Origin of the sequence: Bradyrhizobium sp. 159, assembly GCF_023073795.1 — a bacterium.
GTDB lineage: Bacteria > Pseudomonadota > Alphaproteobacteria > Rhizobiales > Xanthobacteraceae > Bradyrhizobium.
On sequence record NZ_JADPKE010000068.1, the window covers coordinates 96,759 to 120,903 of the forward strand.

20 protein-coding genes are annotated in these 24,145 nt (G+C 64.8%); 5 read left to right on the plus strand and 15 right to left on the minus strand.

Annotation, left to right across the window (positions count from 1 at the left end; translation table 11 throughout):
- Positions 1-23: 23 nt before the first annotated feature.
- Entirely contained in the window at positions 24-1,196 is a 1,173-nt protein-coding gene (locus tag IVA96_RS19270; RefSeq protein ID WP_247281870.1) for an ABC transporter substrate-binding protein, read from the minus strand.
- A gap of 312 nt (positions 1,197-1,508) precedes the next feature.
- Here IVA96_RS19270 and IVA96_RS19275 point away from each other — a divergent pair, with 312 nt between their 5' ends.
- Complete coding sequence (locus IVA96_RS19275; RefSeq protein ID WP_247281871.1) at positions 1,509-2,771, plus strand: NAD(P)/FAD-dependent oxidoreductase; 1,263 nt, start codon at positions 1,509-1,511, stop codon at positions 2,769-2,771.
- A gap of 163 nt (positions 2,772-2,934) precedes the next feature.
- On the opposite strand, the gene IVA96_RS19280 is transcribed toward IVA96_RS19275, so the two are convergent.
- Genes IVA96_RS19280 through IVA96_RS19290 form a run of 3 tightly spaced genes read right to left on the minus strand, consistent with a single transcriptional unit; the run spans position 2,935 to position 5,760 of the window.
- Positions 2,935-4,146 carry an ABC transporter substrate-binding protein gene (locus IVA96_RS19280; RefSeq protein WP_247281872.1) on the minus strand — a complete coding sequence of 404 codons (1,212 nt, stop codon included), beginning with the start codon at positions 4,144-4,146 and terminating at the stop codon, positions 2,935-2,937.
- A 58-nt stretch (positions 4,147-4,204) separates the two neighbouring features.
- Complete coding sequence (locus tag IVA96_RS19285) at positions 4,205-4,528, minus strand: 2Fe-2S iron-sulfur cluster-binding protein (protein WP_247418692.1); 324 nt, start codon at positions 4,526-4,528, stop codon at positions 4,205-4,207.
- Positions 4,529-4,539: 11 nt separating this feature from the next.
- Positions 4,540-5,760: a cytochrome P450 gene (locus IVA96_RS19290; protein WP_247281874.1), complete on the minus strand. Its 1,221-nt coding sequence runs from the start codon at positions 5,758-5,760 to the stop codon at positions 4,540-4,542.
- An 83-nt stretch (positions 5,761-5,843) separates the two neighbouring features.
- On the opposite strand from IVA96_RS19290, the gene IVA96_RS19295 reads away from it, so the two are divergent.
- Complete coding sequence (locus IVA96_RS19295; protein ID WP_247281875.1) at positions 5,844-6,350, plus strand: MarR family transcriptional regulator; 507 nt, start codon at positions 5,844-5,846, stop codon at positions 6,348-6,350.
- Between the two features lie 344 nt (positions 6,351-6,694).
- On the opposite strand, the gene IVA96_RS19300 is transcribed toward IVA96_RS19295, so the two are convergent.
- A complete protein-coding gene (locus IVA96_RS19300) occupies positions 6,695-8,545 on the minus strand; it encodes a feruloyl-CoA synthase (protein ID WP_247281876.1) in 1,851 nt (616 codons plus the stop codon).
- A gap of 150 nt (positions 8,546-8,695) precedes the next feature.
- Here IVA96_RS19300 and IVA96_RS19305 point away from each other — a divergent pair, with 150 nt between their 5' ends.
- On the plus strand, positions 8,696-9,190 hold the full coding sequence (locus IVA96_RS19305) for a MarR family winged helix-turn-helix transcriptional regulator (protein WP_247281877.1): 495 nt from the start codon (positions 8,696-8,698) through the stop codon (positions 9,188-9,190).
- 181 nt (positions 9,191-9,371) lie between these two features.
- Positions 9,372-11,177, plus strand: a complete 1,806-nt coding sequence (gene atzF, locus IVA96_RS19310) for an allophanate hydrolase (protein WP_247418699.1) — start codon at positions 9,372-9,374, stop codon at positions 11,175-11,177.
- A gap of 113 nt (positions 11,178-11,290) precedes the next feature.
- On the opposite strand, the gene IVA96_RS19315 is transcribed toward atzF, so the two are convergent.
- The 10 genes from IVA96_RS19315 to ugpB form a co-directional block, all read right to left on the minus strand.
- Positions 11,291-12,013, minus strand: a complete 723-nt coding sequence (locus IVA96_RS19315; protein ID WP_247281879.1) for a GntR family transcriptional regulator — start codon at positions 12,011-12,013, stop codon at positions 11,291-11,293.
- Positions 12,010-12,405: an oxalurate catabolism protein HpxZ gene (gene hpxZ / locus IVA96_RS19320; RefSeq protein WP_247281880.1), complete on the minus strand. Its 396-nt coding sequence runs from the start codon at positions 12,403-12,405 to the stop codon at positions 12,010-12,012. The genes IVA96_RS19315 and hpxZ overlap by 4 nt, the downstream gene beginning before the upstream one ends.
- A 12-nt stretch (positions 12,406-12,417) precedes the next feature.
- Positions 12,418-13,812, minus strand: a complete 1,395-nt coding sequence (locus IVA96_RS19325) for an AtzE family amidohydrolase (protein WP_247418701.1) — start codon at positions 13,810-13,812, stop codon at positions 12,418-12,420.
- Between the two features lie 7 nt (positions 13,813-13,819).
- Positions 13,820-13,999 carry a DUF4089 domain-containing protein gene (locus IVA96_RS19330; protein WP_247281882.1) on the minus strand — a complete coding sequence of 60 codons (180 nt, stop codon included), beginning with the start codon at positions 13,997-13,999 and terminating at the stop codon, positions 13,820-13,822.
- Positions 14,000-14,016: 17 nt separating this feature from the next.
- Positions 14,017-15,801, minus strand: coding sequence for an ABC transporter ATP-binding protein (locus IVA96_RS19335; protein WP_247418703.1), 1,785 nt, complete (start codon positions 15,799-15,801; stop codon positions 14,017-14,019).
- Between the two features lie 274 nt (positions 15,802-16,075).
- A complete protein-coding gene (locus tag IVA96_RS19340) occupies positions 16,076-16,975 on the minus strand; it encodes an ABC transporter permease (RefSeq protein ID WP_247281884.1) in 900 nt (299 codons plus the stop codon).
- 218 nt (positions 16,976-17,193) lie between these two features.
- Positions 17,194-18,207, minus strand: coding sequence for an ABC transporter permease (locus IVA96_RS19345; protein WP_247418705.1), 1,014 nt, complete (start codon positions 18,205-18,207; stop codon positions 17,194-17,196).
- 233 nt (positions 18,208-18,440) lie between these two features.
- Positions 18,441-20,063, minus strand: a complete 1,623-nt coding sequence (locus IVA96_RS19350; RefSeq protein ID WP_247418706.1) for an ABC transporter substrate-binding protein — start codon at positions 20,061-20,063, stop codon at positions 18,441-18,443.
- 385 nt (positions 20,064-20,448) lie between these two features.
- Entirely contained in the window at positions 20,449-21,408 is a 960-nt protein-coding gene (locus IVA96_RS19355) for an aminoglycoside 3'-phosphotransferase/choline kinase family protein (RefSeq protein WP_247281887.1), read from the minus strand.
- A gap of 210 nt (positions 21,409-21,618) precedes the next feature.
- Entirely contained in the window at positions 21,619-23,001 is a 1,383-nt protein-coding gene (gene ugpB / locus IVA96_RS19360; protein WP_247281888.1) for a sn-glycerol-3-phosphate ABC transporter substrate-binding protein UgpB, read from the minus strand.
- A 143-nt stretch (positions 23,002-23,144) separates the two neighbouring features.
- On the opposite strand from ugpB, the gene IVA96_RS19365 reads away from it, so the two are divergent.
- Positions 23,145-24,140, plus strand: a complete 996-nt coding sequence (locus tag IVA96_RS19365) for a TRAP transporter substrate-binding protein (RefSeq protein ID WP_247281889.1) — start codon at positions 23,145-23,147, stop codon at positions 24,138-24,140.
- The last annotated feature ends 5 nt before the right edge of the window (positions 24,141-24,145 follow it).

The following is a 24,145-nucleotide window of genomic DNA, read 5'->3' on the forward strand; positions in this document are numbered from 1 at the left end:
GGGAAGAGGGGAAGATCAAGACCTCACTTCATCTTGCACTTGTCGTGGAAACGATCCTGGTCGTTCTCGACGATGGTGGCGACGGTCTTCAGCGCGAGCTGGCCTTCGGCGTCCTTGACCACGTCCTGGAGATAGAAGCTCTGGATCGGGATGTGATTGTTGCCGTACTTGAAGGAGCCGCGCAGCGACTTGAAGTTGGCCTTTTCCATCTCGGCCTTCATCGCATCCTTCTTGCTGGTGTCGCCCTTCACCGCGACCACGGCGCTGTTGATGAGCTGGGCGGCATCATACGATTGTGCGCCGTAGTAGGTCGGCCGCAGGCCGGGATACTTCTTGCGATAATCGGCGACGAAGCGCTTGTTCTGCTCGTTGGGGAGGTCATTGACCCATTCCTGCGCGCCGGGCACTCCGAGCGCATTCTCCTTCTGGAGCGGCAGCGACAGCTCGTCGATGGTGAAGACGGTGTAGAGCGGCATGGTGCTCTTGAGGCCGGCTTGGGCATATTGATTGAGGAACTGCACGCCGGCGGCACCGGGGTAGAACACGAAGATCGACTCGGCGCCGGAGGCGCGCGCCTTGGAGAGCTCGGCGGAGAAGTCGAGCTGGCTCGGCCAGACCGTGTACTCCTCGCCCTTGATCTCGCCCTTGAACGTGCTCTTCAAACCGGCGAGCATGTCCTTGCCGGCGGCGTAGTTCGGCCCGATCAGGAACACGCTCTTGACGCCCTTCTGGTTCATGTAGAGGCCCATCGCCTGCGGCGTCTGGTCGTTCTGCCAGGAGGTCGAGAACACATAAGGCGAGCACAGCTCGCCCGCGAGCTGCGAGGGACCGGCATTGGCCGAGATCAGGAAGGTCTGCGAGTCCACCGCGGTCTTGAGCGAGGCCAGGAGCACGTTCGACCAGATGTAGCCGACGATGAAATCGACCTTGTCGGACTGCACCAGCTTCTCGGTCTTCTGCTTGCCGACATCCGGCTTCTGCCCGTCGTCCTCGTAGATCACCTCGACCGGCTTGCCGTCCATCTTGCGGCCGAGATGATCGAGCGCGAGCTCGAAGGAATTGCGCATGTCATTGCCGATCACGGCGGTCGGGCCGCTGAAGGTCGACACGAAGCCGATCTTGATGGTGTCGCCGGCGCATGCCGGATTTGCCAGCACCAGCGCCGCTGCGCCCGCCAGCCAGAATGCCGTCCTCATAACCACTCCCCTCCTTGATTATCGGTCCCGAGGCGGGGTGATCGCCGCCCCCGGGCCAGTCTCTATTGAACGCAAAATCTGTCGAGCCGCCAATGGCTCAGGGCCCGTCCCTGCACCATATTTCGCCCCAATTGGAGATGGCAAGAAATATAGTTCTACTCACTTCGGCCAAGCCATGATCAACGCTGCGGCGCTTTTTCGCGCCACATCGATACACTTGGCCTATTCGACGATTGATGACGCCTATTGGACCGCGGCCCCAGAACCGCACTTAAATGAACAAATAGTGCAGCGCGATTCGAGGGGCGCATCATGACCACGACACCGCACCGCGTCGTCATCGTCGGAGCCGGCTTTGGCGGGCTGGAGACGACCTATCGGCTCGCGGGCGCGCCGGTCGAGATCACGCTGATCGACCGCCGCAACCATCATCTGTTCCAGCCGCTGCTCTACCAGGTCGCGACCGCCTCGCTGGCGACCAGCGAGATCGCCTGGCCAATTCGCCATCTCATGCGCGATCGCCGTGAGGTGACGACGCTGTTTGCCACAGTGAGCGGCGTCGACACGGCACGTCGCTGCGTTCTGATCGACGACGGCAGCGAGGTGCCCTACGACACGCTGGTGCTAGCCACCGGTGCGCGACACGCCTATTTCGGCCACGACGAATGGGAGCAATTCGCGCCGGGCCTGAAGACGCTGGAGGACGCGACAACGCTGCGCCGGCACATCCTGGTGGCATTCGAGCGCGCCGAGCGCGAAACGGATCAGGAGAGGCGCGCGGCGCGGCTGACCTTCGTCATCGTCGGCGCCGGCCCGACTGGCGTCGAGCTCGCCGGCACCATCGCCGAGATGGCGCACCACACTCTGCCCGGCGATTTCCGCAACATCGACACGACCAAGGCGCGTGTCGTGCTGATCGAGGCCGGCCCGCGCGTGCTCGCCGGCTTTGCCGACGACCTCTCGGCTTACGCGCAGGCGTCGCTGGAAAAGATCGGCGTTGAGGTCGTGCTGGGGCAACCCGTGACCGAGATCGACCGCGATGGCGTGGTGTTCGGCGGCACGCGGCTCAACGCCAAGACCAGGATCTGGGCCGCCGGCGTGCGCGCTTCGCCCGCTGCCGAATGGCTGGGCGCACCAAGCGATCGCGCCGGGCGGGTGCAGGTCGAGGCGGACCTGACCATTCCGGGGCATCCCGAGATCTTCGCGATCGGCGATACCGTCAGCATCAATGCCTGGGAGGGCAAGCCGGTGCCCGGCATCGCGCCGGCGGCGAAGCAGCAGGGCCGCCATGTCGCCGAGACCATCAAGGCTCGGCTACGCGGGCAGGCGAAGGGCGCCTTCCGCTACAAGCACGCCGGCAGCCTCGCGCAGATCGGCAAGCGGCTCGCGGTAATCGATTTCGGCCGCATCAAGCTGCGCGGCACCATCGCGTGGTGGATCTGGGGCATCGCCCACATCTACTTCCTGATCGGCCTCCGCCACCGCCTCAGCGTCGCGCTGAGCTGGCTCTGGATCTACGCCCGCGACCAGCGGGCGGCGCGACTGATCACGCAAGGGAGTAGCAAGGTGGTGTAGTTCTCCTTCTCCCCTTGTGGGAGAAGGTGGCGCGAAGCGCCGGATGAGGGGTTCTCTCAACTCGAAAGGGAGTTCGTGAGGAGACAACCCCTCACCCGGCTCCGCTTTGCGAAGCCACCCTCTCCCACAAGGGGAGAGGGTGCAGCAGCGCGCGCAGCTCCACCTACTTCACCAACTCACACCCGCCCTCCGCCAGCGGGCGGAACGCCTGGTCCGCGGGAATCGTCGAGACCAGCTTGTAATAGTCGTAGGGGTATTTCGACTCCTCGGGCTTCTTCACCTCGAACAGGTACATTGGGTGCACGACCCGGCCATCCTGACGAATCGTGGTGTCGCCGAACAGCTTGTCCTTGTCCCTGAACTTCTTCATCTCGGGCACGACGTTCTTGGCATTATCGCTGCCCGTGGCGGCGACGGCGTTGAGATAGGCGAGCGTGGAGGCGTAGACGCCGGCCTGATTGCCGCTTGGCATCTTGCCGTTCATGCCGGGCCGCGCGGCGAAGCGCTTGGCGAAAGCGCGCGTGTCGTCGTTCATGTCCCAGTAGAAGGCTTCCATCAGCTGGAGCCCTTGCGCGACCTTGATGCCCATGCCGTGGACGTCGTTGATGAAGAGCAGGAAGGCAACCAGCTTCTGGCCGCTCTGCTGGATGCCGAATTCGGCGGCCTGCTTCACTGCGTTGATGGTATCTCCGCCGGCATTGGCGAGGCCGATAACCTGCGCTTTCGAGCTTTGCGCCTGCAACAGGAAGGACGCGAAATCGGAGGTCCCGAGCGGATGCTTGGACGAACCCACCACCTTGCCGCCATGCGCCTCGATGTATTTCTGTGCCTCAGCCTCGATTCCCTTGCCGAGCGCGTAGTCGACCGTGAGGAAATACCACTCCTTGCCGCCACGCGACATCATCGCGGCCGCCGTGGTGTTACCGGTCGCCCAGGCGTCGTTGACCCATTGAATGGTGTTGGGCGAGCAGGCCTTGCCGGTGAGATCGGAGCTTGCCGTCGAGGACGCCAGGAACGTCATGCGGCTATCGCGCAAGAGCGAGTTGATGGAGAGGCCGACCGCCGAGTTCGGCACGTCGACGATGGCATCAACGCCTTCGACGTCGAGCCATTTGCGCGCGATGGCGCGGCCGACATCGGCCTTGTTCTGATGGTCGGCATAGACGATCTCGACCTTGATGCCCTTGCCGCCACCGTTGAAATCCTCGGCCGCCATGCGCGCGGCCTCGACTGAGCCCATGCCGTTGGTGTCCTGGAAGATGCCGGAGATGTCGTTGAGCACGCCGACGCGCACGACATTGTCGGATATCTCGGCGCTTGCCGCGCCGACCATCAGGCTCGCAGCCAGTGCGAGCGTCCACTTCAGATGCTTCATCGTTCCCTCTCCTGTTGAATGTGTTGCCACGCCGACCGTTGCCGGCGCGGCACAGATTTCAGACCTGCCGCTCCGGCAGCCTCACGATGAGCCCGTCGAGCGCGGGCGTGATGTGGATCTGGCAGGACAGCCGACTGTTCGGGAGCCGCTCGCTTGCGGTGCCCTCGAGCAGCGCATCCTCCTCGTCGGCCATTGCTGGCAGGCGCGCGAGCCAGCTCTCGTCGACATAGACGTGACAGGTCGCACACATGGCGTTGCCGCCGCATTCGGCCAGAATGCCGTCGACGCCGTGGCGGGTCGCGGCCTGCATGGCGCTTTCGCCATCGCTGGTCTCGACACGATCAGACCTGCCGTCGGGATGGATGAAAGTGATGGCGGGCATGAAGCTCCTCGTCAGGCCGGGGTGATGGTGACAGGCAGGCTGTCGAGCCCGCGCAGCGTGTTGTTGAAGCGGCGCTTCGGCTCACCCGCGATCTCGATTTTCGCGATACGGCGCGCCAGAGCCGTCAGCATCACCTCGCCTTCGAGGCGGGCGACGAGCTGACCGACGCACATATGGATGCCGGAGCCGAACCCGACATGGCCCGAGGTGCGGCGGGTGATGTCGTAGCTGTCGGGCTTGTCCCAGCGCCGCGGATCGCGGTTGGCGGCGGCGAGGAACATCAGCACCTTCTCACCTTCGCCGATCTTCGCGCCGGACAGCTCGACCTCCCGCGTGGTGGTGCGGAAGAAGGTCTGCACCGGGCTTTCGAACCGCACGGCCTCCTCGAAAGCGCCACGCGCGAGCGAGAGATCCTCGCGCAGGCGCTGCCATTGATCCGGGAAGCGCGCGAGGCAATAGACCGCGGCGCCGATGCCGTTGACAGTGGTGTCGAGGCCGGCCGACAGCAGCGAGCGCACCAGCAGCGGCGCTTCGGTCGCGGTGATCTCGCCGTCATCGACGCGGTCATGAATGCAGGCGCCGAATCCGCCGGGTGCCAGATTCTCGCGCTGGCACTGCTCGGCGACATAAGCCTGATGCGGCGCCGAACGTTCGATCGCCTCCTGGCGCAACTGGTTGGGCGGGCCGAAGGCGTTGAACACGACGCTCGCATAGGGAATCAAATGCTCGCGGCCTTCCGGCTTAAGCCCGAGCGCATCCGGAAAAATCGAGAGTGGATAGGCCTCGGCAAGATCCGCGATCGCATCGAAGCTGCGCTTCTCCAGCAGCGCATCGACCCGCACCTCGGCCGCTGCGGCAAAGCGGTCGCGCACCTGCTTCATCACGGTGGGGGAAAGCACCTTTGACAGCACGGCGCGGGTGCGGGTGTGCGCGGGCGGATCGGCCTCCAGGATCAGGCTCGGCGGCCGCCACGGCGTCTCCTTCTTGAAATCACTGAGGCCGACACCGCGGCTGGAGCAGAAGGTCGCCGGATCATTCAGCACGGCATGGACCTCGGCATAGCGCGCCACACCGTACACGCTCCATTTGTCGAGATAGACGACCGGGCCCGCCTCCCGCAGCAGTTCATGCGTGGGGTAGGGATCGGCAAAAAAACTCATCGCGAAGGGATCGACGTCGAGATGCGGCACGGCCGCGACGTCAGTTGCTACAGGGGAGCCGGATGCGGTCATGGAAGACCTCTCTCATTTTGATCTTGTGAAAGGGCGGCGCTTACCCTTAGGTCATGGGACAAGCCGCGACTCAGAACCCCGATATGCCGCCGTCCTTGACCAGAGCCCGCCAAAAGCCTGCGCCCGCCGAATTCGGGCCGACGCTCGATCTCGACCGTTACGTCCCGGCCTTCATCACCTTCATCGCCAACAAGCTCTCGAACAGCGCGACCTCGTTCTATCAGCGGCAGTTCGGCGTCAACGTCACGGAATGGCGGATCATGTCGCTGCTGGCGATCGAGCCCGGCATTCCGGCGTCGCGCATCTGCCACGTCATCGGCTTCGACAAGGGCCCGGTGAGCCGGACGCTCGCGGGGCTCGAAAAGCGCGGGCTGGTGTCGATCCGCACCGACCCGAACGATGGCCGCACCCATTCGATCTCGCTCACGGCGAAGGGCCGCGCCACCCACGACAAGGTGATCGTCGCGGCGCTCGAACGCGAGCGGCGCCTCCTGTCCTGCCTCAGCAAGGACGAGCGCGAGGTGCTGATCGACCTGCTCCGTCGGCTGCACGAAAATCTCGGCGCGGTGACCGGCAGCACTGAGCCCTGACAGATCGCGCGCGAGCTGTCTGCTCCTCTCCTGCCCAGGCATACGCCGGCACCTGCCGACGGTGCCATTCCTGCCGCGCATGGTGTTCCTCCGAAGCGGATGCGGCGGTTGCCCCGCCGTCCTCCCTGCCGGAAACGGTTCGCATAAATTAGTTGCTTGGGCAACAAAAAGAATTGGCAAGATATTGCGACAGAATGACTGGCCTATCGGCCAAGCCGTTTAGTCGGATTTCGCCGGAAGTCCTTCCACGGGGACAGTCTGATTTGCTTCGTCGCAAGGGTCCCTCTGCACAGCAACGACGACGTGGAAAGAGCGTGCCTGACTTCGTCTCGACCAGCAGATAGCTACAAGCCAACCCACTCGCTCGACGCATCATCATTCAGCCGCGCCACCGCATCGGCACGACGCGTCAGCACGGCGCGCTGGTTGATGTAGCCCTTGTCGGTGATCTCGCCGCCGTCGACCGAGGCCGGCTCGGCGAGCAGCAGCGCGCGCGTGGCATGGCCGGAGGAGTTGCTGCTCTGCTGTTTCAGCCGCGTCAGAGCCTGCGCGATCGCGGTCCTGACCTTATCATGCGCCAGCACGTCGTTCACAGCCGCCGTGTCGCCCAGCCCGGCATGGGCGCGGCAGGCAGCAATATTCGGAAACACCAGGAAGCGCACCTCGTCGCCGCCATGGCCGGTAACGACGATATCCTGCGCGAGCGGCGCCAATGCGGCGATGCCGGCGACACGCAAGGTGCCGACACTGACCCAAGTTCCGGAATTGAGCTTGAAATCTTCCGCGACGCGCCCATCGAAGAACAAGCCGCGCTCAGGCCGCTTCGCATCGGCAAACTTTACGGCATCGCCGATGAGATAGAAGCCTTCGTCGTCGAACGCCTGCTTCGTCAGCTCCGGCGCCTTCCAATAGCCCGGCGTGACGTTGGGGCCGCGCACGCGAACTTCCAGCTTGTCGCCGGCGGCGACGAGCTTGAGCTCGGTGCCGGGAATCGGCACGCCGATATTGCCCGAGCGTTCTGCGAGGAAATGGCAATCGGTCGCGAGCGGGGACGTCTCGGTCGAGCCCCAGGCCGAGACCATCGGCAACGCATGGCCGACGGTCTTGATCGAGAGATCTTCGAGTGCATCCCAGATATTCTGCGGCAGCGCCGCGCCGGCATAGAAAGCGAATTTCACCTCGCCGAAGAAGCGGCGGCGCAGCTCCTCGTCGCCGCGCAGTGCCGCGGTCAGCATGTCGAAGCCGCGCGGCACGTTGAAATAGACCGTCGGCATCACGCTTCGTAGATTGGCGAGGGACGTCGCAAACAGACCCGGCGCGGGCTTGCCGCCGTCGATATAGAGCGAGCCGCCGTTGCGCAGCACGAGGTTGAAATTGTGGTTGGCGCCGAAGGTGTGGCTCCAGGGCAGCCAATCGAGGATCACGAGATCGCCGCGGCCCGGTTCGAGAAACGTCCAGGTCTGCGCCTTGGCCTGTTGGCTCGAGGTCAGCATTCGCTGGGTGTTGATGACCGCCTTGGGCGTACCGGTCGAGCCCGAGGTGAACAGGAATTTCGCGATCGTATCCGGCGTCACCGCGGCGAAGGCTCTGGCGACGTCGAGCGTCTCTACGGTCTCCGCAATGGAGCGGAACGACAGCGCATCGGCGTCGTCGGCATGGCCGCTGATGATCTGCGCCGTGTGCAACGGCCTGATCGCGGCCAGCGCCGCCGCAAATGGCTTGGTTGCGGAGACATAGATCGCGCCCGGCGCGAGCAGCGCGATCATGCTCCTGAGCTTGTCGAAATCTTTCGACACCAGCGAATAGGCGGATGAAACGGCCGCTGAGGGCACGCCGACATGCTGCGCGGCGAGCGCGAGCAGCGCGTGATCGATGCTGTTGTCGGAGAGAATAGCGAGCGGTCGCTCGGCACTGAGGCCCTGCGCCAGGATCCAGGACGCGGCCGCCCGCACCTGCCGCAGCGCCTGCGCATAGGTGACGGTAGTCCAAGGCGCATCGGCACTGCCGCGCTCGGCGAGGAAGATCGTATCGGATGTTTGCCGCGCCCATTGCTCCAGCCAGTCGCCGGTGCAGCGCGCGCTCGCGCCAAGTGGCTCGGGCGAGCGCAGCACGATGCTGCCGTCGGCGCGATGCTCTGCGACCGTCCTTGGCGTTGCGAACAGGCTTGCAGCGTCACCGCGTGGGGCGGTCGTCATGGGGTTTCCTCCTCCGCCCGGATTCGGGATCGGCTGCCGCCTCGTTCCGGGCTGCTTGGCCACAATGTTGGGCGGGACAATTGTTGTCGTCAACAACAATCTTTCGCGCCGCCCGTCGAGGCGCTAAGGTCGCGCCGAGGGAGACACGATGTGACAAGCAGCGCAGCCCAGACGTCCCCACGCAAACGCGCCGGCAACGGCGCAGTGCAGCGGAGTGACTCCGACGAGGTCGGCCTCGATGCGTTAGTCGGGCATGCCGGCTACGCGGTGCGGCGCCTCCAGATATGGATCTTTCAGGACTTCATCAGGACGCTCGGTGAGGTCGACATCAGGCCGACGCAATATTCGGTGCTGACGGTGATCGGTGCCAATCCGGGCCTGTCGCAGATGGCGGTAGCCAAGCGCCTCGGCATCGAGCGCGCGCGGCTGGTGCATCTGCTCGACAGCCTCGAACGGCGCAGATATGTGAAGCGGGTCAAGTCGAAGACGGACCGGCGCTCGCACGCGTTGCACCTCACGGCGCAGGGCGCGACGGCACTGGCCAAGTTCAAACGACTTGCCGCGGAGCATGAGCGGCATGTCGAGGCGAAGATCGGAAGGGAGAACCGGCAACACCTGCTTCGGATTCTCGCCGACTTTACGTGACCCCGGCTGCTCATAATTTAAGCAGATGCCCCCTAACCAAGCGCGTGCGCTCGACCCCCAGCTCGCTGCAAAGCCCTGATATCACGATATTATCCTGGGTATTTGCCCAACCTCGATGCTGTACACAATGGCACATCGCTTGCTTCGAGCCGGGTGAACCAGTTGCCGGAGTTTTGTCGTCATGGGGGCTGAGCAGCCTGAAACGATCGCCGCGATTGTGGCCGCGCATCGCGCGGGCACGCTGACGCCGGCGCAGACGGTCGCACGGACCTACCAGCGCATTCGCGACCACAACGATCCTGCGGTCTTCATCAGCCTGCGCGACGAGAAGGACGCGATCGCGGAGGCCGAGAGACTTGCCACGAAGGATGCCGCGAGCCTGCCGCTCTATGGCGTGCCGGTTGCGGTGAAGGACAATATCGACGCGCTGGGATTTCCGACCACCGCGGCCTGTCCGGCCTTCGCCTATACGCCAACGCGCGACTCCAGCGCCGTGGAGCGCCTGCGCGCTGCGGGCGCCATTATCATCGGCAAGACCAATCTCGATCAGTTCGCGACCGGCCTGGTCGGCGTGCGCTCGCCCTACGGCATTCCCAAAAATTCGATCCATGAGGATCTCATTCCCGGCGGATCGAGTTCGGGCTCGGCAGTCGCCGTCGGCGCCGGGCTCGTGCCGCTCTCACTCGGTACCGACACTGCCGGCAGCGGCCGCGTGCCGGCGATGCTCAACAACATCGTCGGGCTGAAGCCGAGCCTCGGCATGATCTCGACCGCAGGTCTCGTGCCCGCCTGCCGCACGTTGGACTGCATCTCGGTGTTCGCACTGACAGTCGATGACGCCGCGCTGGCGCTCTCCGTGATGGCCGGCCCGGATCAGGCCGACCCGTTCTCGCGCGACCGGCCGCTTCAGCAGCTCACGCCGTTCCCGGCGAATTTGCGCCTCGGCGTGCCACGCAACGGGCAGTTGATCTTCTTCGGCGACAAGACGGCGGAAGCCGCCTACGGCGATGCGCTGAAACGCTGGAGCGCGCTTGGCGCGGATCTCGTCGAGTTCGACCTCGAGCCATTCTACGAGACGGCGCGGCTGCTCTATGAGGGCCCGTGGGTCGCCGAGCGCTACCTCGTGATCAAGGATCTGCTCGCGTCCGCACCCGATGCGATCCACCCCGTGACGCGCGAGATCACGGCGGCCGGCGCGCGGTTGACGGCCGCCGAGACCTTCTGCGCGCTCTATCGCCTGCAGGGCCTGCGCAAGATCGCCGAGCGCACATTTGCGAACATCGACGCGCTGGTGCTGCCGGCCGCGCCGAGCGCCTATACGACCGCGGAGGTGCTAGCCAATCCAATCGAGCTCAACAGCCGGCTCGGTACCTACACCAACTTTGTCAATCTGCTCGACCTCTGCGGCCTTGCCGTGCCGGCGTCGATGCGCGCCGACGGCATTCCGTTCGGCATTACGCTGCTCGCCCCCGCAGGGTGCGATGCGTTGCTCGCCAGCATCGGCCGTGTGTTCCATGCGGATACGCAGCTGGGTCTCGGCGCAAAGAACGTGGCGCAAGCACCGCTCGCGCCGCTGCCCGCAAGCAGCGGCGAGGAGATTCCGATCGCAGTCGTCGGCGCCCATCTCTCCGGCATGGCGCTGAATGGCGAGCTCAAGGCGCTGAACGGACGCCTGATCGAAGCGACCAAGACCGCGCCGGACTACAAGCTCTATGCACTCAAGACGACGCCGCCCAAGCCGGGCATGCTGCGCGTCGAAGCCGGCAAGGGCGCCGCAATCGAGCTGGAGATCTGGTCCCTGTCGTCGTCTGCCTTCGGCAAGTTCGTCAATGCGATTCCTTCGCCGATGGCGATCGGCACGATAAGGCTTACTGACGGCCGCAGTGTGAAAGGGTTTCTCGTCGAGCCGGAGGCGTTGCCCGATGCACGCGACATCACGGCGTATGGCGGCTGGCGGAAGTATATGGCGGAAGCCGCGACGACGTAGGTGCGGTAGGGTGGGTAAAGCGAAGCGTGCCCACCATCCAACATCATTGCGGATGGATGGTGGGCACGGTGCTTCGCACCTTTTGCCCACCCTACCGCACCGAGCGAGTCGCCCTACACCGACACCGAATAGATCTCATACTCCCCGCGGACCAATTCGATATGCGCGCGCATGGCTGCCGCGGCGCCCTGCTTGTCACCGCGCATGATGGCGACGACGACGCGGTCGTGCTCAGCTTGCGACTTGGCGAGCCGTCCGAGATTGCGGAACTGGGCGCGGCGGAACGGCTGCACGCGGACGCGGGTGGCGAGCGTGATCTCGGCGATGTAGCCGTTCTGCGATCCCGCATAGATCGCGTTGTGGAAGCGCTCGTTGACCTCGTGGAAACGCTCGGGATTGCCGGCATAGCTCAGCACCCGTAGCTCCTCGTGGACGGCCTCCAGGCCGTGCCGCTCGGCGGCCGACATGCGCTCGGCGGCAAGGCCGGCGCACAATGCCTCGAGCTCCGCCATCGCCTCGAACATGCTCTTCAGCCGCTCGATCGAGGGCTGCGCCACCACTGCCCCACGATGGGCGCGCGCCTCGACAAGACCGCTCGCGACGAGCTGGCGCAACGCCTCGCGCACCGGCGTGCGCGAGACGCTGAAGCGCCGCGCGATGTCGGTCTCGTCGAGCGGCGCACCGGGAGCCAAAGTTCCACGCACGATCTCGTCGGCGAGCTGAAGACGCAGCTCTTCCGCGCGCGTGACCTTGTGCAGCGACGGTGAGGGACGGTCGACGCGCGGCACCACCGGCTCGGCTGGCAGCGCTCCCGGCGGAAAGTCGTCAAGCCTCATACGGTCTCTTTCGGCTCGTCGATGATGCTGACATGGGCGGCGACGACGCGCCAGCCCTCCGGAAAGCGAATCCAGGTCTGCATCTGCCGGCCGACCTTGCCGGGCGCGGTGTCGCGATAGAACAAGGTGGAGGCCACGGCCGTGTCGCGGCCATAGCTCGTAATCACGGTCTTCGCGGTGCGCCGGTTCAGGCCGACCGGCGAGCGGCCGGCGCGAAAGCCGGAGATCGCCTCATAGCCGTAGAGGTTCTCGCCGATACCGTAGCGCAGCGTGCGGGGGTCGTTGCGGAAGAGCTCACCGAGCACGGCGACGTCGTTGCTGACGAGGGCCTGCTCATAGCGCTCGAACGCGGCTCTGACTTCGGCGATCACGTCGGGAAGATCGATCTCCATCTCAAAATCCTCTTAAAGTCCCCTTGGCGACGGCGCCGATACCACGCCCATTTTCTCCAGTGCGTACGCGACGCGCAAGGCGAGGTCCTCGCGCCAGGGCGCGGCGATGATCTGCACGCCGATCGGCAGCGGCTCGAGCGGCACCGGCACGGCGACGACCGGCAGGCCGATAAAGGAGATCGGCTGGGTGTGGATGCCGATATTGGCGCGCACCGGCAGCTCGACGCCGTCGAGCGTGAAATTGATCTGGCCAAGCTTCGGCGCGGTGCACGGCGTCGCCGGCGCAAGCAACACGTCGACAGACTTAAAAATCTCGGCGAGCTGGCCGCGATACCAGCGTCGGAATTTTTGTGCGCGGTCGACCAGCGGCGCCGGTACCATGGCGCCCGCAATCAGCCGGTCGCGCACGGCAGGATCAAAATCGTTCGGGCGCTTGCGCAGGCGATCGAGATGCAGCGAAGCGCCTTCGGTAGTGGTGATGACGTAAGCCGCCGCGCGGGCGCGCGAGGCTTCGGGAATGTCGACGATCTCAGTCGCGCCAAGCGCCTTGGCAACGCGGCTGACGGCTTCGACGGCTTCCGGAAACACGTTCTTCTGAAAGTGACCGCCGGCGATCGCGATGCGCAAGCCCGAGATGGACTGGCCGAGCAGCGGCGCCACCTGTTCGACGCCACGCGTGGTGCAGGCGCCATCGTCGGCATCCGGTCCCTGCATGACGTCATAGGCGAGCGCGAGGTCGGCGACGGAGCGTGCCAGCGGGCCGAGATGATCGAGGCTCGCGACAAACGGGAACGAGCGCGCTCGCGACAGCCGGCCGTAGGTCGGCTTCAAACCAAAGATGCCGCAGAACGAGGACGGCACCCGGATTGAGCCATTGGTGTCCGAGCCCAGCGCGATCGGCACCAACGCGGCGCCAACGGCGCTGCCCGATCCACCCGAGGAGCCGCCGGTCATCCGCGTGGTGTCATGCGGATTGCGCGAGGGACCGTCATGGACGTTCTCGCCGGTGAAGTCGTAGGCGTATTCACCCATGTTGAGCGCACCGACCAGCACGGCGCCGGCTGCTTCCATCCGCTCGATCAGCGCGGCGTCGCGCCTGGCTGGCGAGAGGTCGCGGTTGATCTTCGAGCCCGCGCGCGTCACGAGGTTAGCTACGTCGAACAGGTTCTTCACTGCAAAGGGCACGCCGGCGAGCGGGCCGACTTTCTTACCCGCGGCGATCTCGGCATCGATCGCGCGCGCCTTGGCACGGGCGCGGTCGGCGGTGACATCGGTGAAGGAATTGAGGATGGTGTCGTGCTGCTTGATGCGCGCGAGAGCTGTTTCCGTGGCAGCGAGCGCCGACATCCTGCCGCCCGCAACCGCGCTCGCGATCTCGGTGGCGGTCATCTCTGGCTTTGTGATCATGGCGACATCAGGCCGTGAAAATCGGCGCCGGCTCGGTCTCGTCCGGCAGCGCGAATTCGTCGACGAGGCGGCCAAGCCGCAGCGAGACTTCGAGATTGGCGCGAACGGCGGGTCTCCAGGCCTCCTCGACCGGTAGCGCAAGCGCCTTCGATACGGCTTCGATATAGTCGTCCAGCGGCTCGGCCATCACGCTCCCAAACTATCTCAGTGAACCTGCAACGGCGGATGCGGGATCGCCATCAGCAGTTCCTTGGTGTAGGCGTCCTGCGGATCGCTCAAGACCTTCTCGGAAGAGCCTTCTTCGACGATCCGTCCCGTCCGCATCACAATGACACGATCGCACAACAAGCGCACCACATTCAAATCATGCGAGACGAACAGATAGCTCATACCTAGGCGCTGCTTCAGGTCCTGAAGTAGATTGAGGACAACGGCCTGCACCGACACGTCAAGCGCCGCCGTCGGCTCGTCCAGGATGATGAGTTTTGGATGCAGGGCAATGGCGCGGGCGATGCCGACGCGGGCCTTCTGGCCGCCGGACAATTGATGTGGGAAGCGATCGAGCAGGTCGTGCGGCAGGCCGACCATCGTGGCCAGGTCCTCGCAACGGGCGCGCAGCGCGTCGCGCCCCCTGATGTCGCCGAGATGCATGATCGGGTCCGCGATGGCGCGCGCGGCGGTGAAGCGCGGGTTGAGGCTGTCGGTCGGGTCCTGGAACACCATCTGGATGCGGCTGCGCTGCGGCAGCCGGGCGAAGGCGGCAGGCGCGATGCTGCCGATGTCATCGCCGCCGAATTGGATCAGGCCCGAGGTCTGGTCGAGCAGGCGCATCACCATCATCGACGTCGTCGATTTGCCGCAGCCGGACTCGCCGACCAGGCCGACGCTCTCGCCGACGCGAATCGAGAAGCTGATGCCGTCGACGGCGCGGAACACGTCCGGCTCGACGGGCGGCTTGCGGCCGAACAATTTGCCGAGCACGGCGGTCGCGCCCTGGCGGGGGTATTCCTTGACGAGCTTTTCGACGAGGAGAAGGGGCTTTGTACTCTCGTCACCCCCGGGCTTGACCCGGGGGTCCATCGACTGAGGGTGGTCTTTCGAAGTGTGATGGATGGCCGGGTCAAGCCCGGCCATGACGGATGGGGATTGCGCCGCTCCAGCCCCCTCCTCCGGCAGCAAGTCTCGCAACGATACACCCAGCCGCGGCGTCGCGCGCATCAGCTTCTTGGTGTAGGGGTGCTGCGGGCTCGCGAAGATGTCGGCGGCCTTGGCGGTCTCAACCACCCTTCCCTTCTCCATCACCACCACACGGTCGCAATAGGCGGCGGCGAGGCCGAGGTCGTGCGTGATCAGGATGGTCGACATCGCACGTCGTTTGGTCAGCTCGACGATCAGGTCCATCACCGCCTTCTGCGTGGTGACGTCGAGGCCGGTGGTCGGCTCGTCCGCGATCAGGAGCTGCGGATTGCAGGCCAGCGCGAGCGCGATGACGACGCGCTGGCACATGCCGCCTGACAGCTCGAACGGATAGGCGTGGTAGCGCTCGCGCGGCCGGGCGATCTTGACCTGCTCCAGCGCCTCAATGGCTTTTTCACCATGGTCGGCGACCTGGGCCTGCTGCACATGGGTACGCAAGACGTCCTCGATCTGGTCGCCCACCTTGCGGATCGGATTCAGGGCGGCGCGCGGATTCTGGAAAATCATCGAGACCTCGCGGCCGCGCAGATCGCGCATCTGGTCCTCGGTCGCGGCCTTGACGTCGATGCCGGAGAACATCACGGAGCCTTCGGCGATCCGCCCCGCGCGATCGAGGATGCGCATCACCGCATAGGAGGTCACCGACTTGCCGGATCCGGACTCGCCGACGATCGCCAGCGTCTCGCCCTTGGCGAGGCAGATGCTGACCTGCTGCACCGCTTTGACGATGCCGCGACGGGTGGTGAATTCGACGGTGAGGTCCTGGACGTCGAGCAGGGGTTGGGCCGTCATGACGCGGTCCCGCCGCTCAAAAAACGCGAAAACAACCCCATGCACAGTAGAATGGCGTTGGAATCATTGGGGAATTTTTGACGGATTTTTGCGCGTGAGGGAGGTTTGGCTCTCTCATTCCCTCCCCCCTTGCGGGGGAGGGGCAGGGAGGGGGGTAGCCACGAACTCCGACGTCGCTTGGGGCTACCCCCCTCCCCTGCCCTCCCCCACAAGGGGGGAGGGAGCGAGAGAGACGTGCCCTCCTCACGACTTCGCTGCACGAATCCGACCACCATCACGTCCTCCGCTGCGGGTCGACGATGTCGCGCAGGCCGTCGCCGAGGAGGTTGAAGCAGAACACGGCGATCATCAAAGCAAGGCCGGGGAATAGCGCGATCCACCACTCGCCCGAGACCATGAAGCCCGCACCTTCGGCGACCATGATGCCCCATTCGGCGGTGGGCGGGCGGACGCCGAGGCCGATGAAGGACAGGCCGGCGGCGTTGAGGATGGCGTAGCCCATGGTCAGCGACATCTGCACGATCATGATCGGCATGATGTTCGGCAGGATGTGCACCAGGAGGATGCGGAATTCGCCGTTGCCGGACAGACGTGCCGCCTGCACGAAGCCGGCATTGCGGCGGACATTGGCCTCGGCGCGAGCGACGCGGGCATAGAGTGGGAAGTTCACGATCGCGGTGGCGAGGATGATGTTCTGCACGGTGTTGCCGAGCGCAGCGACGATGCCCATCGCCAGCACGAACAGCGGGAAAGCCATGATCGTGTCGGCGATGCGGCCGACGATGCGGTCGGTCCAGCCGCCGAAATAACCGCCGGCGATGCCGGCGAGCCCGCCCATCAAGAACACCAGCGCGATGGAGGCGACCGCGATGAAAACATCGAGCCGCGTGGCGACGATGACGCGGCTAAAGATGTCGCGACCGAGCTGGTCGGTGCCGAACCAGTGCGCCGCCGACGGCGGGTTCAGCGCGACGGCGGTATCGGAGGCGAGCGGATCATACGGCACGACATAGGGGCCGAAGATCGCGGCGGCCAGGATCAGAATCAGCAGCGCGAAGGCGAAGCCCGTGACCTTGTTCTCGCCGAGCACATAGCGCGTCTGTTCGAGGATTGCGACCAGGCCCGAGGTGCGGGCGGGGCCGACGGGCTCGACCGCTGGTGCAACGGTGCTCATGATGTCCCCCAGAATCGTGATGCGGTCGAATCCGGTTGTTGCCACAAAGGAAGTGCGCCCCCTCTCCCGCTTGCGGGGGAGGGCTGGGGTGGGGGTGTCTCCTCATTGAGGCTCCCCAAGAGGAAAGAGCCCTCACCCGGCGCTACGCGCCGACCTCTCCCGCAAGCGGGAGAGGTGACCGTCCCCGCGGCTAGCTTAATCCCACCAAACCTCATGCGCTATCCCTCCAGCCTGACGCGCGGATCGATCACGCCGTACAAAATGTCGATCACGAGATTGAGCAGCACGTACATGACGGCCATGGTCAGCACGAAGCCCTGCACCGGCGCGAAGTCGGACGAGATCAGCGCTTCCACCGCATAGGAGCCGATGCCAGGCCATGCGAACACTTTCTCCACCAGCACGTTGGCACCCAAGAGGAACGAGAACACCATGCTCAGCGTGGTGATGACCGGAAGCATGGCGTTGCGGAAGGCGTAGGTGACGATGACGGTCCCCGGCGACAGGCCGCTGGCGCGGGCCGTTCGCACGAACTCCGAAGCCAGCACCGCCAGCATCGAGGCGCGCGTCATGCGCGCGATCGGCGCCAGCGAGAAGATCGCGAGCGTCGTCGCGGGCAAGATCAGCTGGCTCAGCGCGGAGCGGAACGCCTCAATGTCGCGCGCGAGCAGCGTGTCGATCAGGTAGAAGCCGGTCACTGTCGGCGGCGCGCTGTAGAACACGTCGAGCCGGCCGAGCGGCGCCGGCGACCAGCCGAGACGGAAATAGAAGAGATAGACCAGCACGAGGCCGGTGACGAACACCGGCAGCGACACGCCGGCCGTGGTGGTGACGCGGCAGAGATGGTCGATCCACGATCCCGGCCGCGTTGCCGCCAGCACGCCGAGCGGAATGGCGATGGCGATCGAGACGAAGAGGCCGAGCAGCGTCAGCTCGGCGGACGCCGGCAGGCGGTTGCGGATCTCGGCCGCGACCGGCTGGCCGGTGGTCAGCGAGTTGCCGAAATCGCCATGAGCGAGATCGTTGGTGTAGCGGAAGAACTGCTCGATCAGCGGCCTGTCGAGGCCGAGCTTCTTGCGGATCTGTTCGACGGCTTCCTTGGTCGCGGCGGGGCCGGCGAAGTAGGCGGCGGGATCGCCTGGCAGCGCGCGCGTCAGCAGGAAGGTGACGATGACGACGCCGATCAGCGAGGGGATCGCGAACATCAACCGCTTGCCGATCATGGTCAGCATGCGGTGCTCCTGGGCGTGTTGCGCGCGCTGCTGGCCGCACACTCCACTGCGTTCCCTCCCCCCTTGTGGGGGAGGGCTAGGGAGGGGAGTGGCTCCGGGAGAGGTCGGAGTTTGTGGCTACCCCCCTCCCCGCCCCTCCCCCACAAGGGGGGAGGGAGTGAGAGAGCAGTGGCCACCTCACTCGGAAACGCAGCCAGAGTCGCGACCATATCGCGCGCGCCGACCATGCCCCCTCACCCCTTCGCCATCGCGCGGTAATCCAGGCGGCGGTGGAACCAGTACTGGTAGCCGCTGATGTTCTTCTGCATCGCGACGTTGACGAAGGGCTGGTACAGCGGGATGCGCGGAAGGTCGGAATAGGCGAGATCGACGAAGCCTTTTACGTCGGCCTCATAGGCTGCCTTGTCGCCGGTGGCTGCGGCCGTGCGCGCGCCGTCGATGAGCTTGTCCATCTCCGCCGACTTGTAGCTCATGGTGTTGAAGACGGAATTGTTGCCGTGATAGCACCAGTAGAAGAAGTATTCGGGGTAATCGAGCCAGCCCGAGAACACGTTGGTGAAAAGCGGCATCTCCTTCTTGTTCAATTCGGTGCGCCAGTTGGCGCCGGGCACCTTGTTGATGGTGGTCTTGATGCCGAGCTGGGCGAGGCTCTCCTGCACCAGCACGCAGAGCGGCTCGTTGACGCCGGCGAAGTTGAGATCGAATGAGATCGTGGTCTCGAAACCGTTGGCGTAGCCGGCTTCGCTGAGCAGCGCCTTCGCCTTGTCCATGTCGGTGTTGAATTTGTGCGGCTGCGGCCAGGCGACTTCGGTCGGCTTGTCCTTGGGCGCGCCGAACATGGGATTGCCGAGCCCGAACAGCACCGCTTCCATGATCTTCTGGTACGGCAATGCAAAGGCGATGGCCTGCCGCACCTTGGGATTGTCGAACGGCGGCTTGGTGACGTTCATGCCGATATACTGGATGCCGTTGGAGAACGGCAGCGATACAACGTTGAGCTTGCCGTTCGCCTTCATCTCCTGAAAATCCCTGAACGGCAGCTCATAGGAGATGTCGGCATCGCCGCGCTCGAGCAGGGCCCGGCGGTTGCCGGCCTGCGGCACCATGCGCCAGATCACGCGCTTGATCTTGGGCAAGGGACCGCCGACCCAATCCTCGTTGCGCTCCATGATGACCTCGGTGCCGGCCGTCCACTTCGTCACCTTGTAGGCGCCGGAGCCCGCGGTCTGCTGCTTGGTGAATTCGAGGCCCCAAGGGTCCTTCTCGCTGGCGTTCTTCTTCACCAACTCGGAATTGACGATGCAGGGCACGATGACCGCGAGATCGGGAATCGTCAGCTTGTCCTTCTTCAGGAAATCGACGCGCACCGTATGGTCGTCGATGACGACGAACTGCTCCGGCTTGGTCAGCGAGCCCGCGCTCATCTGGAAGGTCGGGAAGCCGCCGACGCTGACGGCGCGGTCGAGCGACCATTTCACGTCCTTGGCGGTGACCGGCGCCCCGTCGTGGAATTTGGCGTTCTTCTTCAGCTTGAAGGTGACCGACATGTCGTCGATCTTGAAGTCCTCGGCGAGCTCGCCCTTGAACTTGTCGCGGTCGTAATAAGGCACGCCGCCGGGACCGCTCTTCATCTCGTGGCTGATCAGGCGGTCGTAGCAATTCCAGGACACCTCATAGCCGGGCACGTTGGTGCCGACGCCGTGGATGTCGAGATTGTTGGGGCCGCCCTCGGAGACGATCAGCAGCGTCTCGGAGCGCGCATCGGCTTCGGCCGAGGAGATCATCGAGGGCATGGCCGGGAGCGCCGCGCCAGCGGCCAATCCGGAAACGGACTTGAGGAAATCGCGGCGCTTCATGAAATCGCTCCAACACAAAGTTTTTGGTTGGAGCCGGATTCGCAAGGTTCGTGCCAAGGCTTAATGGAGGCTTAGCCTGATCCTAAGACATTGGTATTCCACGAAAATGAAGGCAGGAGGCCTTTCACAGCCGATGCGGCACGCTCCTCTTCTGCATACAAGGACAGGAAATTGCCTAAATATTAAGCCGGAGCGCAGAGGCCCATTCAGAGGCGATAGCAGAATCCCTTGAGCAGGTAGCGTGGCGACCTGCTGAAGCGATGAGGATTGGCCGTCATTCCAGGGCGATGCGCAGCATCGAGCCCGGAATCCATCCAGCCGCAGAATGCGCGGGACAATGATTCCGGGCTTGCCGCTCCGCAGCGCCCCGGACTGTGGGGCGGGATCACCCAGGCCAGATCAGCTCCTGCAATTCGACCAGATCATTCGCCCTCTCCTGCCAGCCTTCGACACAGATGTGGCTGTTGAGGTCGCTGGCCCGGTGCAGCAGCATCAGCGCCATCAGGCGCCGCTTGAGCGCGAAGTCGAGCTTTGCATAGCCAAAGCCGTCGAGCAGGCTGCGCACCCTGCCCGGCCGTCCCGCCGCCATGAAAGCGCTGGGCCCGAGCAAATCGTAATCGCGCCACCCCGTCAGGACGTCGCCGAAGTCAAACAGGCCGGCGAGCGACCATTGGCCGTCATCACAGGCGAGCAGAAAATTCTCCGGAATGTATTCGCCGATCAGGATCACCGGCGGCGCATCCATTGGAATGAGTTTTGCCGCATCGCGCAGGAGATCGTCGAGGCCGGCGAGGAATTTCGGCGCGAGACCGAGGCGCGTGTGCCGCGCCTTACAGCCCTGCATCTGGGCGTGCATGAACGCGTCCCAGCGCGGCTCGATGGACGCGAGCTCCCCTAGCGGAACGCGCTGCACGGAGGCGATGATCTCTCCGATCTGGCGCAGCAGACGCTCCTTCTGCCGCTCCGGCAGTGAGGGCCAGACCTCCGAGCCCAGCGTGCCGGCAAGCCGCGTGATGACGAGATAGGGCCAGCCGTCGCGCATCCCGTCCGCGACGATCTCGGGGATCGGCAGGTGCAGACGGCCGGCGAGCTGCGTCAGCGAGGCGCGCTCCGAGGCGAACTGCGCTGCGAGCAGCGGCGGGAAGATCTTCAGGATCAGCGTGTCGCCGAGGCCGACCACGAGATTGGTGCCGGTCGCAAATACCTGCGGCGAGCCGGCATCGAGGCCGTGGCTGCGGGCGATGTCGAGCGCGATCGGCAGCCATTGCGCGGACGCGGAGCGGAAGGCGCGGAAGCTTGCGGCATCGGTGAGGTGAGGCAGCTGTTGCGACGGACCTTTGGTCATCCGCATTCACTCAGCAAGAGAAGCTTGATTGACTCAGTGCAAACCGAGCAGGCGGTGCACCTCTCCCGCTTGCGGGAGAGGTCGACGCGAAGCGTCGGGTGAGGGTTTTCTCCTCTAGGGGATTGTCCCGTTGCGGAGACAACCCTCTCCCCTGCCCTCCCCCGCAGGCGGGGGAGGGAGCGCACCTTCTTTGCGACGGCACCGAGGTGCCTACCGCTCCGGGCTGGCACGCTCGAACTGGCGCAAGAGCTTGTTACCGCGCTCGACTGCCGAATCCAGCGCGGCTTGCGCGCTCTTGTGGCCGGAGAAAGCCTGCTCCAGCTCGTCCTCGATCACGCCGCGGATCAGAATGAAGGAGCCAAGCCGGACGCCCTTGGAGTTCTCCGTCGGCGGATGCAGCGTGATCTGCTCGAACGAGATCGCCGAGCCGGGATTGCGCTCGTAGAATCCCTGCGCCCGCGTCAGCTCGAAGGCGGCGCGGGTGATCGGCAGATAGCCGGTGTTCTGATGCCAGGCGGCCTGCACGCCGGGCTGCGACAGATAGGCGAAGAACCGCGCCACGCCCTTGTATTCCTCGCGCGGCCGGTCGCGCAGCACCCAGAGCGTGGCACCGCCGATGATCGAATTCTGCGGCGCGCCGTTCACGTCGGGCCAGTACGGCATCATGCCGTAGCCGATCTCGAACTTCGAATTCGCCTTGATGTCGGCCCGCGTTGCCGAGGAGCCGATGAAGATGCCGCATTCGCCGTTCTGGAAACGCGGCTCGGCCGCTTGTCCGCGGCCGCTGTAGTCGAACAGCTTGGTCTTCCGCCACTCGCTGAGCACTGCGATGTGATGCACGAGAGACGGATTGTTGATGGTCAATTCCGCATCCAGCCCGGCAAAGCCGTTCGCCCGCGTCGCCAGCGGCAGATTGTGAAAGGCGGAGAAATTCTCGACATGGATCCAGGACGGCCAGGACGTGGTGAAGCCGCAAGGAGCACCGCGCTCGCGCAGGCGCTTTGCAGCTAGTCCCAATTCCGGCCAGGTCTTCGGCGGCGTTTCCGGATCGAGGCCCGCATCCCGGAACATGGTCTTGTTGTAGTAGAGGATCGGCGTCGAAGAATTGAACGGGAATGACAACAGATTGCCGGCTGCATCGGTGTAATAGCCGGAGACGGCGGGGAGGTAATCGCTCAGCGAGAACGGCTCGCCCTGGTCCCGCATCAGGCTGAACACCGGATAGATCGCGCCCTTCGCTGCGGTCATGGTGGCGGTGGCGACCTCATTGACCTGGACGATCGCGGGCTGGCTGCGCGAGCGGAAGGCGAAGATCGCCGCCGTCACCGTTTCGGTGTAATTGCCCTTGTACGCAGGCACGATCCGGTAATCGGATTGCGAAGCGTTGAAGTCAGCGGCAAGCTTGTCGAGCTGCCGGCCGAGCTCGCCGGACATCGCGTGCCACAGCGCGATGTCCGTGGCGGCACGCACCGGAGTGGCCCAGGCGACAGCCGCAAAGACGGCGGCGACCTGCAAAAAGCGCAATGCTGAAATCACGATGGCTCTTCCCGGCGCGCGCGACAAAAGGCGGCTGCCCTGCTTAAGGCGCGGCATTGGCAGTTTCAACCGGGAATGCGCGGCGGCCGCGCCGCACAATCGGCCCACCGCCCGGAGCGGGATGGCCTTCCCTTTACCATCTGCTAGATTGCGTTGAACCTTTTCCTTCCGCCACAGACTGCACCACTGAGGGGTTGAGTGTGCCAGTGCTGAGCCGTGCCGAACTCTCGCGGACCGGGGTGATCTTCGTCGCGCTTCTGCTTGCCGTCTGTGCAACGGACGCCGTTGCGCGCGAATTTCGCGCCGCCGATACCCAGACCGAGGATTACCCGACCGTCCAGGCGCTGCGCTACATGGGGACGCTGATCGCCGAGCGCACCGGCGGCCGGCACGAGATCAAGGTGTTCCACTCCCGCCAGCTCGGTGAGGAAAAGGAGACCATCGAGCAGACCCGCGCTGGCGCGATCGACCTCAACCGGACCAACGTGGCGCTGATCGGCAATTTCGTTCCGGCGATGAATGTGCTGGCCATGCCGTTCCTGTTTCGGTCCATCGAGCACATGCAGAAGGTGCTGGACGGGCCGATCGGCAGCGAGATCCTCGGCAGCTTCGAGCCCTATGGGTTCGTCGGGCTCGCCTTCTACGATTCCGGCGCGCGGTCGATCTACAACGCTCTCCGCCCGGTCCGAAGCGTCGCCGATCTCAAGGGAATGCGGATCCGGGTACAGCAGTCGGAGTTGATGAGCCAGATGATGCGCGCGCTCGGCGCCGAAGCGGTCGAGCTGCCTTACGGGCAGGTGCTCACCGGGCTTGCCAACCACCTGATCGACGGCGCCGAAAACAACTGGCCATCCTTCGTGACGACAGACCATTACAAACACGCCGGCCATTACACGCTCACCGAGCACACGATGAGCCCGGAAGTGCTGGTGATCTCGCTGAAGGCCTGGAAGAGCCTCTCGGCGGAGGAGCAGGTGATCTTCAGGGAGGCCGCGCAGCGCTCTGGCCGCTTCATGCGCGAGAAATGGCGCGATCTCGAGGAGCAGTCGCAGCGCAAGGCCCAGGACGCGGGCGTCACGGTCATCAAGGACGTCGACCGCAAGCCGTTCGAGGAGGCGATGGCCCCAATCTATGCCAAGGCTGGGCGTGATCCGGCCGCGGCCGCGCTGATCGAACGCATTCGCAAGGTGGAGTAGAGCTT